Raw genomic sequence first — 12,864 nt, 5'->3', positions numbered from 1 at the left:
GGGCCGGATTGAACGACACCAAGTTGACCGCGAGCGAGCTCGTCGCCGCGTATGCCACCGGAGAGCTGTCGCCGGTCGAGGCCACCCAGAACGCGTTGCGTGTCATCGAGGAACGCGACGGTGAGACCAACGCCTTCTGCCTGGTCGACGCCGACGGCGCGCTCGAACAGGCGAAAGCGTCCGAGGTTCGGTGGCGGGACGGTAATCCGATCGGCTGGCTCGACGGTGTCCCGGCGTCGATCAAGGACATGTTCCTGACGCAGGGCTGGCCGACGCTGCGCGGTTCGCGGTGCATCGACCCAGACCAGCCGTGGGACGTCGACAGCCCGGTCACCGCGCGACTGCGCGAGAACGGCTTGGTACTGCTGGGAAAGACCACGACGCCGGAACTGGCGTGGAAGGGCGTCACCGACAACACGCTGACCGGGATCACCCGCAACCCGGTCGACCCGTCGACGACGGCGGGCGGCTCCAGCGGGGGCAGTGCCGCGGCCGTCGCGGCGGGGATGGGCGAGCTTTCCGTCGGCACCGACGGTGGCGGCTCGATCCGGATTCCGGCTTCGTTCTGCGGAATCGTCGGTCTCAAACCGACACACGGCCGGATCCCGCTGTTCCCGGCGAGCCCGTTCGGGCCGCTCTCGCACGCCGGCCCGATGGCGCGGTCGGTGGACGACACGGCGCTGCTCCTCGACGTTCTCGCGATGCCCGATTACCGCGACCCGGCCGCGCTCGCCCCGCCCGTCTCGACCTACCGCGAGGCCGTCCGCCGGGACGTGCGAGGGCTGATCGCCGCGTACTCGCCGACGCTCGGCTACGTCGATGTCGATCCGGAGGTCGCGGAGATCGTCAAATCGGCGGTCCAGTCGCTCGGTGACGCGGGCCTGCACATCGAAGAGGCCGATCCCGGTTTCACGGATCCCAAGCCCGCCTTCGACATCCTGTGGTCGACGGGGGCGGCCAAGTGGCTGGACACCTTCCCCGCCGGTTCGGAGAACAAGGTCGATCCCGGGCTGCGGAAGGTCTGGGAATTCGGCAAGACCTTCTCGGCGAGCGACTACCTCGGCGCCAACGCCGAGCGGGCCGCGCTGGGCATCCTGATGGGCGAGTTCCACACGCGCTACGACGTGCTGATCACGCCGACGCTGCCGATCCCCGCCTTCGAAGCCGGACACGAGGTGCCGCCGGGAAGCGGGCTGAGCGGCTGGCCGGACTGGACGCCGTTCACCTACCCGTTCAACATGACCCAGCAGCCCGCCATCAGCGTTCCGGCCGGCCGCACCTCCAGCGGCCTTCCGGTCGGTCTGCAGATCGTCGGCCCGCGGCACTCCGACGACCTGGTGCTCGCGGTCGCGAAGCTCCTCGAGGAGGTCCGCCCCTGGCCGTGACCTGCGGAAAGGGAGCAAGGGACCTTTGCTACCACTTTCGCGGGGCGGGCGGTCAGGGCCGGGCGGCGTAGGTCTTCCGGACCAGTCCGCGCACCTGGCCGCTGCACAGGGCGAGACAGGTGGCGGCCACGACCAGGGCGGCGCACGCGAGCAGGGTCGTGCTGACCCCGAAGTGCTGTGCGGCCGGTCCGGCCGCCATCTGGCCAAGCGGCAGGGCGATGAAGGAACCGAGCATGTCGTAGGAGTAGACGCGCGCGAGTTTGTCCTCGGGCACGTTCTCCTGCAGCGAGACGTCCCACGCGACCACGAACTGCTCGATCGCCAGTCCGGAGACGAACATGGCCGCGAGCAGCAACGGGAGCAAGGGCGCCTGGCCGAGGAGGATCAGCGGCGGCGCTTCGAAGAGGATCACCGCGACCCCGACGAACAGCGCGCGCCGCGGCTGCCATCGGGCCACGAGGATCCCGCCGACGAGCGAGCCGATCGTCTGCGCGGCGAGGGCGAAACCCCAGCCGGAGCGTCCGAAGCTGCTGTCGGCGACGACGGGACCGAGCACCGCGATCCCGCCGGCGATGACGGCGTTCACCACCATGAACTGCACGACCACGACCCACACCCACGTCCGTGACCGGAATTCGCGCCAGCCTTCGGCGAGTTCCGCCAGCGGGCGGCTGCCGGGGACCCGTTCCCGGCGGTCGAGGCGGATGCGCCGGTAGGACAGGGCGGAGCCCAGGAACAGGAGCGCGTTGCCGCCGAGCGCCCAGCCGGGGCCGACCGCGGTGACCAGGATGCCGCCGAGTCCGGCACCGGCGATCCGGCCGGAGTTCGACAGCAGCCTGGCCAGCGCGTTCGCCTGCGCGAGCTGCGTGGCGGGCACCGTCAGCGGGGTGAGCGACGCCGACGCGGGTGCCGAGATCGCGGCGACCGCGCCGTTGACCACGCTCAGGCCGACCAAGAGCGGGATCGACGCGAATCCACATAGGACACTCGCGGCGATGGCGGCCTGGGTCAGGGTGGCGGCGACCTCGGTACCTTGCAGGATCACCGAGCGCGGCAGCCGGTCCGCGAGCACGCCGCCGAACAGGAGCAGGACCACGCTCGCCACCGAGCGGGCGCCGACGACGATGCCGATGTCGACGGCGGAACCGGTCAGGTCGATCACGGCGAACGCGAGCGCGAGCGGGGCGACGGCGTTGCCGAACTCCCCGAACGTGCGGCCACCGATCAGCCAGCGGAAGTTGTGCTGGCGCAGCGGTTCGCGCAGGGACGTCACGGTCGCCTCATCTCGAACATCGCGACCGTCGCGCTGACCGGGATCGTGCCCCGGGTGCGGGGTGGTTTCGCGGCCGAGTGCAACAGATCGCTCAGTTCGCGGGCGTGTTCGAGTGCCTTCTCCCAGGTCTCGCGGTCGACCCACATCTCCGCGTCGCTGATCGACCCGCGTTCGTCCGGCAGGCGGAACTCGCTGCGGCGCTTGAGTTCTTCGAGCATCGCCGCGATGAGCAGCTGTTCCTCGTCGGGGTTCTTCGAGGTGAACCGCATCCCGGACTCCGGATCGTGGCGGTAGCGTTTCGCCAGCCCGCCCCGGATCCGGACCTCCTCGGCGACGTCGAGCAGCCCGGCCTCGTGCAACCGCCGCAGGTGATAGCTGACATTCGCTTGTGTCTCACCGAGTTCGCGCGCGGCTTCGGCCGCGCTCATCGCGACACCGGTCAAAAGCGACAGAATGCGCAGCCGCACTGGATGGGCGAGGACGCGAAGCCCATCGAGGCTGGGGGAGTCGGACATGCCACGAGTATCGACTGCCGGGACGTCAACCGTCAAACAGTTATTTGGGGGTTTCGTTGGCCGGGAGAACCGGTGCGGTGATCCGATGTCTGTGCTCTGCTGGAGTCATGCGTACGACGACATTGGGCAGGAGCGGTCTCGAGGTGTCGAGGATCGCCTTCGGCACCTGGCAGCTCGGTGGGGACTGGGGTTCGTTCGACGAGGACACGGCGATCGCCGCGATCCACCACGCCCGCGAACTCGGCGTCAACCTCTTCGACACCGCGCAGGCCTACGGTTTCGGGAAATCCGAAGCCATGCTGGGGAAGGCGCTGCGCGAGGAACTCAAGCGCGACCGCGACAACCTCGTCATCGCGACGAAAGGCGGCATCAAACCGCGCTCCGAACGGCCACGCGACTCCCGGCGCGAGTGGCTGACGCAAGGCATCGAGGACAGTCTTCGCTTCCTCGACGTCGACCACATCGACCTCTACCAGATCCACTGGCCCGACTCCGACGCCCCGGCCGAGGAGACGGCGGGAATCCTGCAGGAGTTCGTCGACGCCGGGAAGATCCGGCATGTCGGCGTCTCGAACTACGACGCCGCCGGGCTGGCCGCCTTCGACAAGACCCGTCCGGTGGAAACCCTGCAGCCGCCGTATCACCTGTTCCGCCGCGACATCGAGACCGATCCTCTGCCGTACGCGCGGGAGAACGACATCGGTGTCCTCGTGTACAGCCCGCTCGGCAGCGGCCTGCTGACCGGAGCCTTCACGCCCGAGACGACGTTCGAGAAGACCGACTGGCGGTCCCGGTCGTCGGCGTTCACCGGAGACACCTTCCTGCGCAACCTCGCCGTGGTCGACAGGCTCAAGGAATTCGCCGCGGGCAAGGGGATCTCGGTCAGCCAGCTCGCGATCGCGTGGACGCTCGCCCAGCCGGGCGTGCACGTCGCGATCGTGGGCGCGCGCAAGGCGGCCAACATCGAGGCCAGCCTCGCCGCCGCCGACATCGACCTGTCCGCGGACGAGCTCGCGGAGATCGATCGTCTCACAGCCGACGCCGTTCCCGTTTCGGGCGCTAGCCCCGAAGGCGTCGCCTAGAGCTTGAAATCCGTACCGTCCAACGGAAGGGAGGCGCCGCCGGCCAGTACGGCGGCGTGCTCCGGCGAGGCCGGGTCGATCACCGGGTTCGTGTTGTTCAGATGCGTGTACGCCCACCGCGGGCCGGGCCGCAGCTTCGCGAGACTGCAGGTGATCGGCAGATGCCCCATCGCCAGCTGGGCGCCGTCGCCGACCTCGGCCGCGGTGGCGCCCGACATCTCGTCCGGCGCGTAGAAGGTTCCGTCCAGCAGCACCAGGCCGGCGTCGCGGGTGAAGTCGTCGAACCCGTCCGGCCAGCTCTTCAAGCATGGTGCGTATACGAAGACGCCGCCGGTCTGGACATCTTCGATCCGGTACGCCACCACCCACGGTCCGTCCTCAGTGGACGAACGGGCGTACTTCGGCCGCTTGTCGCTCACGGGAAGCATGCTCACGCGGAGACCGTCGATGGAGACATCCGACGACGGCAGCCACTGCCAGCCACCGTAACCGTCGATGATCGATCGCGCGGGAAACTGTTCGGACAAGGCACCCAGAACGGCGTCCGGTGCCCACACGGGAAGGCCGCCCGCTTCCCGCAACAGGAGCAGGCCGAGGGAATGGTCGAGTTCGGCGTCGGTCAGCAACACCCCGCGCAGCGGGATTTCCCGCGGCCCCGGCCCGGCGCGCAAGGGCGGCGTGGCGAGGATCTGCGCGCGGATGTCCGGTGACACGTTGAGCAGGTACCAGCCCTCGCCGTCCGCGCTCACCGCGACACAGTCCTGGGTCCGCGGCGGCGCGTCCGAGACGCACAGCGCGCAGGCGCAGTTCCATTGCGGGAAACCGCCGCCCGCAGCGGTACCGAGCAGGATCACCCTCATCGCGGCGCCCGCATCACGAGTTCGTCCGTTTTCGCTTGTGTGGACAGAATGAGGTCGACGACGCCGCGATGCGGTGAACGCGAGCACACCGGGTCGGTCGCGGCGGCGTCACCGGTGAGCTGGAACGCCTGGCACCGGCAGCCGCCGAAGTCGATCGCGCGCCGATCGCAGGTGCCGCAGGTGTCCGGCATCCAGTCCTCGCCGCGATAAGCGTTGAAGGAAGCGGATTCGTACCAGATCCAGGCCAGCGGCTTGTCCCGCACGTTGTCGAATTCCAGGGTCTCGATCGCCGTCGACGCGGGACACGGCAGCACGTTGCCGTCGGGCGCCACCGTCAATTGCCGCGCACCCCAGCCGTACATGCACGGCTTCGGGTACTGCTCGTAGTAGTCGGCGACGACGTAGATGATCTCCATCCGGCCGCGCAGCCGTTCGGTGGCCGCGCGCACGATCGGTTCGGCCTCGTCGAGTTGCCGCCGGGTCGGCATCAGGGCGTCGCGGTTGCGCAGGGCCCAGCCGTAGTACTGCGTATTGGCCAGTTCGAGCCGGTCCGCGCCCATTTCCTCGGCGAGGTCGATGATCCCGGCGAGCTGGTCGTGGTTCTGCCGGTGCAGCACGACGTTGACCGAAAGCGGCAGCCCGGCCTTCTTGATCAGTTCGGCGGCGACCAGTTTCCGGTCATGGGCCCGAGCGCCGGCGAGCCGGTCCGCACGGTCGGCGGTCGCGCCCTGGACGGAGAGCTGGATATGCGCGATGCCGCGTTCGACGAGATCGTCCAATCTGGACTCCGTCAGGCCCAGCCCGGACGTCACCAGATTGACATAGCAGCCCAGTTTCGTGGCGTGCTCGACCAGGATGGGCAGATCCGGCCTGGCGAGCGGCTCGCCGCCGGACATGTGCACCTGGAGCACGCCGAGTTCCCGCGCCTGCGAGAGTACGGAAAGCCATTCCTCTGTGGACAGTTCGCCATCACGGGCGATCAGCTCCACCGGATTCGAGCAATAGGGGCAATGCAGCGGGCAGCGATGGGTCAGCTCGGCCAGCATGCCCAGCGGTGCCGCGGTGTTCAGGTCCATTCGACGATCCGCCGATCTCCGAGCCGGGACAGGACGTCCAGGATTTCTTCCTCGCGGACACCGGCGTAGCGCTTGCTCAATGCCGATGCGATCCCAGCGACGTCCTCGACGCCGTCGCAGAGGGAAAGTACGGCCGCCGCCGTGGCATTCGGGACGAGCACGCCTTCGGGGAACAGGAGGACGTGCGTTTCCCTGGTCTGGTCGTAGCTCAGCCGGACCCCGCGCCGCAGCCGCGGCACCGAGCCTCTTTCGAGTGTGGTCATGGCTACTCCTTGGCCGCCGCGCGCTCGATGGCGTCGAGCATCGACCACAGCACGTCGGTCTTGAACGACAGCGCGGCGATCGCCTTCTCCTGCTGCTCACGGGTGACGGCGTGCCGCACCACGATGTCGAGCGTTCCCTTGCCCTCGCCGGAGACCTTGTCGATGCGATTGGTGAAGTAGGCGAGGTCTTCCGGGGCGATCCACGAATAGTTCGCCAGCATGTCGGCGACCCGCCGCTGCATGAGATGGCCGGCGAACATTTCGGTCAGCCCCGAAGCGACCGCTTCGAGCCAAGGTTTCGTGCGGGCGAAAGTCACGTAGGCGTCGACGGCGAACCGTACGCCGGGCGCGACGTGCCGCTGATCGAGAACCTCTTCGCGGTCGAGCCCGACCGCGGTGCACAAACGGAGCCATCGCTCGATTCCGCCGTCCCCGGCCCGCGCCCCGTCGTGGTAGACGATGCGGTCGAGCCATTCACGGCGGATCTCCGGCAGCGGGCAGTTGCTGATGATGGCCGCGTCCTTCTGCGGGAGCACACATTGGTAGTACCAGCGGTTCGCGGCCCAGATCTTCAGTTCGTACTCGGACAGGTCGCCTTCGTGCATCCGCACGTGGAACGGGTGCGTTCCCCAGTAGCGATGCGAAAGCCCGCGCAGAGCCGCGATGAACTCCGACGACGACATGACGGACATCGGGCTGCCTCCAACGGCTCGCTGATCGGGACGGCGGCGCGGTGGTGGGGGACGGCCCCCACCACCGGATGCGGATTCAGTCCTCCATGCGGGCCGCGTAAGCGGTGACCTCCATGGGGGTTTCGTACTCGACGAAGTCGGGCGTGGTCCATACCTCGATGGTTTCGATCATTTCCGCTCCTAACGTCCACATGGGATCGAACCGGGCCGAGCCCCGCCACCCTAGAAGCGCGCCGCCGATTTCCGGAGCTATTTTGTAAAGTTTCCTACCTATGGCGGATCGCACCGCCCGATTCGTCACGCTCGGCGCACACAACGGTTAACAGCCCGCATGCCCGATAGCCCGTCCAGTGGTGTCCGTTTCGTTATGTTGTGTGTTTCTATCCAACTCAACGGGGCTCCAGGGGTAGTTGAAGGAGGCGTCCCATGTCCTTACGTCGTACTCTCGCCGCCACGTTCGCCGCGGCGACGGCCGTGTCGATCGCGGCCGTCCCGGCCACGGCCGCCGAAGCGCCGTCCGTCCAGGCGATCAGACAGCTCGCGAGCGGCCTGAACCAGGCCTGGTCGATCGACTTCCTGCCCGACGGCACCGGCCTTTTCACGCAGAAGGACGCCAAGACGATCAGCAAGATCGACAAGGCGGGCAAGGTCACCACGGTCCAGACCATCCCCGGCGTGAGCGTCACCGCGGAGGCGGGCCTGCTCGGCATCGCCGTCTCGCCGAAGTACGCCACCGACGAGACGGTCTTCATCTACTACACGACCAGTTCCGACAACCGCATCGCCAAGCTGAAGCTGGGCCAGCCGCCGACGCCGATCGTCACCGGCATCCCGCGTGGTTCGCAGTACCATCACGGCGGGCGGATCCGGTTCGGGCCGGACGGCTACCTCTACGCGGGGACCGGCGACGGCCAGAACGGCGCCAACGCGCAGAACAAGAACTCCCTCGGCGGCAAGGTCCTGCGCGTCACCACCGACGGCGCCGCCGCGCCCGGCAACCCGTTCAACAGCCGCGTCTACTCCTACGGCCACCGCAACGTCCAGGGGCTGACCTGGGCGAACGGGCAGCTGTACATCTCCGACATCGGCGCGAACAAGCTCGACGAACTGAACAAGATCGAGCCGGGCAAGAACTACGGCTGGCCGACCTGCGAAGGCCCGTGCAACACGGCGGGGATGACCAACCCGGTCAAGTCCTGGCCGACGTCCTCGGCGACGCCGAGCGGGCTCGCGGCCTACAAGGGCTCGCTGTACATGGCGTCGCTCAAGGGCGGCACGTACAAGCTCGACCTGAACGGCAACGGCGGAAAGCTCTGGACCAACCTCGGCCGCACGCGTGACGCGACCGCCGGCCCGGACGGCCAGCTGTACACGATCACCCCGGGCGGCCTGTACGTCTCCGACGGCAGCTAGCCCCCGGCGCGTTCAGTCCTCTGGATGCGGTGGTCCACCGCATCCAGAGGACTAAACGCGGGGCAGGGAGACCGCGTGTTCCAGTTCGGCGAGCGCGGTGTCCAGATGGGTCAGGATGCGCTGCAGATGCGGCACGCTGCGGCGGCAGCCGGTGACCCCGAAGTCCAGGTTGTCGCCGTTGCTGGTCAGCGTGATGTTCAGCGCCTGCCCGTCCAGCAGTACCGACGCCGGATAGATGCCGTCGAGCGACGCGCCGTTCCAGTACATCTGCTTGCGCGGCCCCGGCACGTTGGAGATCACCAGGTTGAACGGCGGTTTCGTGTTGTTCACGAAACCGGGGATCGGGGACACGCCGAGCTGGGCGACGTTGATCCCGGACAGCAGCAGCGTCTGCAGCGGGGTCAGCTCCGAGAAGAGCTTCTTGCCGTTCCGCATGGACGCGTTGATCGTCGCGAGCCGCGCGGCCGGATCGGTCAGATGGGTGGCGAGGTTGCACAGCAGCGCGCCGATGTTGTTCCCCGCCGCGTCCCCACTGTCCTTGCGCCGCAAGGAAACCGGGACCATCGCGGTGAGCGGTGCGTCGGGGAGCGCGTTCTGTTCGATCAGGTAGTCCCGCAGTGCGCCCGAGCACATCGCGAGGACGACGTCGTTGCGCGACACCCCGGCGGCGGTCGCCACCTTGCGCACCCGGTCCAGCGACCACGACTGCGCGGCGAACCGCCGGGCCCCGCCGATCGGCACGTTCAGCATCGTCTTCGGCGCCTGCGCCGGCAGCGTGAGCGTGTGTTCCTGGAACGCTTCCCGTGCCACCTTCATCGCGGCGGGCGCGATACCGGCGAGCTGGTTGACGGTCTTGCCGAAGGTGCTGAGCATCGAGGGCGACGCCTTGCCGTTGCGGCCGCCGTCCGGTTTGGCGCGCCGCCCCCACGGCGGCGGGCAGTCGAGGTCGGCCGGGTCGTCCGACAGCGTGCCCTGCAGATGCCGCAGCGCCGAGACACCGTCCATCAGCGCGTGGTGGATCTTGCTGTAGATCGCGAACCGGCCGTCCTGCAGACCCTCGACCAGGTGGATCTCCCACAGCGGGCGGTGCCGGTCGAGCAGGGTGCTGTGCCAGCGTCCGGTCAGCTCCAGCAGTTCGCGGACGCGGCCGGGCTGGGGCAGCGCGGAATGGCGGAAGTGGTAGTCGAGTTCGAGTTCGGTGTCGGTCGACCAGGCGAGGTGGCCGGCGGTGTTGACCGGCCGGGCGGGACGGCGCCGGAACACCGAGCGCATGTTGTCGGACTCGAGCATGCTCTTGCGGATGTCGCGAAGATAGTCGGGACCGGCGCCCTCGGGTTTCTTGAACAACTGCAGACCGCCGACGTGCATCGGATGTTCGCGAGTCTCCACGAGAAGGAACATCGAATCGGTCACGGGCATGAACGGCATCGTCGGGACCACCTTCCGCGCGGCGGCGTGCGAACACGCCGGGTGCCAGAGTCTACGCACACCGAAACCACCATCTCACGCTTTAGGGTGGCTCACATGACGATCCCGACCGATCCGCAGACGGGTGAGTTCCGTCGGTCCGCCAACCATTTCGACGCGCGTGTCACCGCCGACGGCCGCGACGGCTGGCCGGTGGAGGCGGGGAGATACCGGCTGGTGGTCAGCCGGGCCTGTCCCTGGGCGAGCCGCGGGCTGGTCGTCCGGCGGTTGCTCGGTCTCGAATCCGCGCTGAGCGTGGCCGTGGCCGACCCGATCCAGGACGACAAGAGCTGGCGGTTCACCCTCGATCCCGGCGACCGGGATCCGGTACTCGGGATCAAGTACCTCGCGGAGGCGTATCACGCGGCCGATCCGCACTACATGGGCGGGATCAGCGTTCCGGCCATTGTGGACATTCCGAGCAAACGGCTGGTGAGTAACGACTATCCCCAGATCACCCTCGATCTGTCCACCGAATGGACCAGCCTCCACCGGCCCGGCGCGCCCGACCTCTACCCAGAGCGACTGCGCGGCGAGATCGACGACGTCAACGCGGGGGTCTACGCCGACGTCAACGCAGCCGTGTACCAAGCCGGTTTCGCGACCAAGCAGGCCGCGTACGAGGACGCCTACACCCGCCTCTTCACCATGCTGGACGTGCTTTCCGAACGGCTCGAAAAGCAGCGCTACCTCGTCGGTGACACGATCACCGAAGCGGACATCCGGTTGTTCACCACGCTCGTCCGCTTCGACGCCGTCTACCACGGGCACTTCAAATGCAACCGGAGCAAGCTGGCCGAGCTGCCGGTGCTGTGGGCCTACGCCCGCGACCTCTTCCAAACGCCGGGCTTCGGTGACACCGTCGACTTCGACCACATCAAGCGGCACTACTACGCGGTGCACGAGCAGGTGAACCCGACGCGGATCGTCCCCTTGGGACCGGACCTGTCCGGCTGGACGACGCCGCATCACCGGGAGCAGCTGGGCGGGCGCCCGTTCGGTGACGGCACGCCGCCGGGACCGCCGCCCGAGGACGAACGGATCGGGGACACGGATGGAGTCACTGCCTGAACGCACCGACGTCGTCGTGATCGGCGGCGGCATCATCGGGGTCGCCTGCGCGTACCGGCTCGCCGCCGCCGGGGTCTCGGTGCTGCTGCTCGAACGCCACACCCTCGGTGCGGGCTCGACGGCGAAGGCGGCGGGCGGGATCCGGTCGTCGTTCACCACCCGGGTCAACATCGAGATCGGGCTGCGCGGACTGGCCGAGTACGCGTCCTTCGCCGAGACGTACGGGACCGAGATCGACTTCCGCCGCGACGGCTACCTGTACCTGGTCACCGACCCCGCCGACCTGCCCGAGTTCGAGCGCTGCGCCGAACTGCAGAACTCCTACGGCGTCCGCAGCCGTCTCGTCGAGCCCGCCGAAGCGCGGCGGTTCTCCCCGCTGATCGACACCGAAGGCGTGGTCGCGGCGCTGTGGTCGCCGGACGACGCCAAGGCGACTCCGGACTCCGCGGTCCAGGGCTACGCGCGGGCGGCCCGCGGGCACGGCGCGGTGCTGCGGACCGGCGTCGAGGTCGTCGGGATCGACCGCGACGGCGACGAGATCACCGGCGTCCGGACCTCGGCCGGTTTCGTGCGGACGGACGCGGTGGTCTGCGCCGCGGGCGCGTGGTCGGGACGGATCGGCGAGCTGGCCGGTGTCGACCTCCCGGTGCGGCCGTACCGGCGGCAGGTCGTGTTCACCGGCCCGGTCGCGGATCTGCCCGGGCGAGTGCCGCTGACCATCGAGATGCCCTCGGCGTTCTACTTCCACCGCGAGGGCCCCGGCCTGGCGATGTCCTTCTGCGACGGTGACGGCGACCCCGGCTTCGACACCCGCTATCAGCCGGGCGAGTGGCTGCCGAAACTCGCCGAAATCGCCGCGCGCCGGGTGCCCGCCGTGCTCGGCGCCGGGATCCGCGGCGGCTGGGCCGGGCTGTACGAGGTGACCCCCGACCGCAACCAGATCGTGGGGGAAAGCGTCCACCTGTCACGGTTCTTCTACGCGACGGGGTTTTCGGGACACGGGTTCCAGATGGGCCCGGCCGTGGGGGAGCTGGTGCGGGACCTCTACCTGGGGCGGGTCCCGGCCATCGACATCACCGGGCTCGACGTCCGCCGGTTCGCCGGCGACCGGGCCGTGACGAGGGAGCACAACATTGTCTGAGTTCGTCGAAGTCACCACCGAGGCCGAGCTGCGCGAAATCCTGCCGCCGCCGCTAGAGCGGACCGCGAACAAGGCGCGCCCGAAGCTGCACGAGATGGACCGGCAGTGGCTCGCGGAGTCGCCGTTCGTGCTGATCGCGACCTCGGCGGCAGACGGCACCTGCGACGTTTCGCCGAAGGGCGACCCGGCCGGGTTCACGCTGGTGCTGGACGACACGCGGATCGCCATCCCGGAGCGGCCGGGCAACCGGCGCGCCGACGGGTTCCACAACGTGTTGTCGAATCCGCACGTCGGGCTGATCTATCTCATCCCGGGCCGTGGTGACACGCTGCGGATCAACGGCCGCGCGCGGCTCGTGCGGGAGGCGCCGTTCTTCGACGACATGATCGTGAAGGGCAGCAGGCCGAAGCTCGCGCTGGTCGTCGACATCGACGAGATCTTCCACCACTGCCAGAAGGCGTTCATGCGGTCGAAGCTGTGGTCGCCGGAGAGCTGGACGCCCGACGCGATGCCGTCGCGGGCGGCGATCGCGAAGACCTTCGAGCGGCCGGAGGAGAGCATGGCCGACCTCGAGGCGTACTACGACCCTGCCGCGTACTCGGCCGGTCTGTACTGACGCGCAGCGG

General features: G+C 68.6%; 14 protein-coding genes. 6 read left to right on the top strand and 8 right to left on the bottom strand.

The annotated features are described in order from the left end of the window. Positions 1 to 8 precede the first annotated feature (8 nt). Positions 9 to 1,385, top strand: coding sequence for an amidase (locus AMK34_RS36120; protein ID WP_073848335.1), 1,377 nt, complete (start codon positions 9 to 11; stop codon positions 1,383 to 1,385). A 52-nt stretch (positions 1,386 to 1,437) separates the two neighbouring features. Here the strand turns inward: AMK34_RS36120 and AMK34_RS36115 are convergent, their stop codons facing one another. Together AMK34_RS36115 and AMK34_RS36110 are read right to left on the bottom strand one after the other, a co-directional pair. Continuing rightward, complete coding sequence (locus AMK34_RS36115) at positions 1,438 to 2,658, bottom strand: MFS transporter (protein WP_073848334.1); 1,221 nt, start codon at positions 2,656 to 2,658, stop codon at positions 1,438 to 1,440. Continuing rightward, positions 2,655 to 3,173 carry a winged helix-turn-helix domain-containing protein gene (locus tag AMK34_RS36110; protein WP_073848333.1) on the bottom strand — a complete coding sequence of 173 codons (519 nt, stop codon included), beginning with the start codon at positions 3,171 to 3,173 and terminating at the stop codon, positions 2,655 to 2,657. Before AMK34_RS36110 ends, AMK34_RS36115 begins: the two co-directional genes overlap by 4 nt. Before the next feature lie 107 nt (positions 3,174 to 3,280). Here AMK34_RS36110 and AMK34_RS36105 point away from each other — a divergent pair, with 107 nt between their 5' ends. Then, entirely contained in the window at positions 3,281 to 4,255 is a 975-nt protein-coding gene (locus AMK34_RS36105; RefSeq protein WP_073848332.1) for an aldo/keto reductase, read from the top strand. Here AMK34_RS36105 and pqqB read toward each other — a convergent pair. The 5 genes from pqqB to pqqA form a co-directional block, all read right to left on the bottom strand. Continuing rightward, a complete protein-coding gene (pqqB, locus tag AMK34_RS36100) occupies positions 4,252 to 5,115 on the bottom strand; it encodes a pyrroloquinoline quinone biosynthesis protein PqqB (protein WP_073848331.1) in 864 nt (287 codons plus the stop codon). The two genes, AMK34_RS36105 and pqqB, sit on opposite strands and share 4 nt — an antisense overlap. Further along, on the bottom strand, positions 5,112 to 6,191 hold the full coding sequence (gene pqqE / locus AMK34_RS36095; protein ID WP_198941818.1) for a pyrroloquinoline quinone biosynthesis protein PqqE: 1,080 nt from the start codon (positions 6,189 to 6,191) through the stop codon (positions 5,112 to 5,114). Before pqqE ends, pqqB begins: the two co-directional genes overlap by 4 nt. After that, positions 6,182 to 6,454, bottom strand: a complete 273-nt coding sequence (gene pqqD, locus AMK34_RS36090) for a pyrroloquinoline quinone biosynthesis peptide chaperone PqqD (RefSeq protein WP_073848330.1) — start codon at positions 6,452 to 6,454, stop codon at positions 6,182 to 6,184. Before pqqD ends, pqqE begins: the two co-directional genes overlap by 10 nt. 2 nt (positions 6,455 to 6,456) lie before the next feature. After that, positions 6,457 to 7,146 carry a pyrroloquinoline-quinone synthase PqqC gene (gene pqqC, locus AMK34_RS36085; protein WP_038508790.1) on the bottom strand — a complete coding sequence of 230 codons (690 nt, stop codon included), beginning with the start codon at positions 7,144 to 7,146 and terminating at the stop codon, positions 6,457 to 6,459. A gap of 76 nt (positions 7,147 to 7,222) precedes the next feature. Further along, positions 7,223 to 7,318, bottom strand: a complete 96-nt coding sequence (pqqA, locus tag AMK34_RS36080; protein WP_007033797.1) for a pyrroloquinoline quinone precursor peptide PqqA — start codon at positions 7,316 to 7,318, stop codon at positions 7,223 to 7,225. Positions 7,319 to 7,572: 254 nt separating this feature from the next. Here pqqA and AMK34_RS36075 point away from each other — a divergent pair, with 254 nt between their 5' ends. After that, a complete protein-coding gene (locus AMK34_RS36075) occupies positions 7,573 to 8,559 on the top strand; it encodes a PQQ-dependent sugar dehydrogenase (RefSeq protein ID WP_073848329.1) in 987 nt (328 codons plus the stop codon). A gap of 51 nt (positions 8,560 to 8,610) precedes the next feature. Here AMK34_RS36075 and AMK34_RS36070 read toward each other — a convergent pair whose 3' ends face one another. Further along, positions 8,611 to 9,987, bottom strand: coding sequence for a WS/DGAT/MGAT family O-acyltransferase (locus AMK34_RS36070; RefSeq protein ID WP_038508792.1), 1,377 nt, complete (start codon positions 9,985 to 9,987; stop codon positions 8,611 to 8,613). 96 nt (positions 9,988 to 10,083) lie between these two features. Between AMK34_RS36070 and AMK34_RS36065 the strand changes: the two genes are divergently transcribed. From AMK34_RS36065 to AMK34_RS36055, 3 genes are read left to right on the top strand one after another with little or no spacing between them, the layout of a single operon-like run. After that, entirely contained in the window at positions 10,084 to 11,097 is a 1,014-nt protein-coding gene (locus AMK34_RS36065; protein ID WP_073848328.1) for a glutathione S-transferase family protein, read from the top strand. Continuing rightward, complete coding sequence (locus tag AMK34_RS36060; protein WP_073848327.1) at positions 11,081 to 12,238, top strand: NAD(P)/FAD-dependent oxidoreductase; 1,158 nt, start codon at positions 11,081 to 11,083, stop codon at positions 12,236 to 12,238. Before AMK34_RS36065 ends, AMK34_RS36060 begins: the two co-directional genes overlap by 17 nt. Beyond that, on the top strand, positions 12,231 to 12,854 hold the full coding sequence (locus AMK34_RS36055; RefSeq protein WP_073848326.1) for a pyridoxamine 5'-phosphate oxidase family protein: 624 nt from the start codon (positions 12,231 to 12,233) through the stop codon (positions 12,852 to 12,854). The genes AMK34_RS36060 and AMK34_RS36055 overlap by 8 nt, the downstream gene beginning before the upstream one ends. Positions 12,855 to 12,864: the final 10 nt, after the last annotated feature.

Source organism: Amycolatopsis sp. CB00013 (genome assembly GCF_001905755.1).
Classification (GTDB): Bacteria; Actinomycetota; Actinomycetes; order Mycobacteriales; family Pseudonocardiaceae; genus Amycolatopsis; species Amycolatopsis japonica.
The sequence above is the reverse complement of the archived record's forward strand: the minus strand, read 5'-3'. Positions and strand labels throughout refer to the sequence as shown.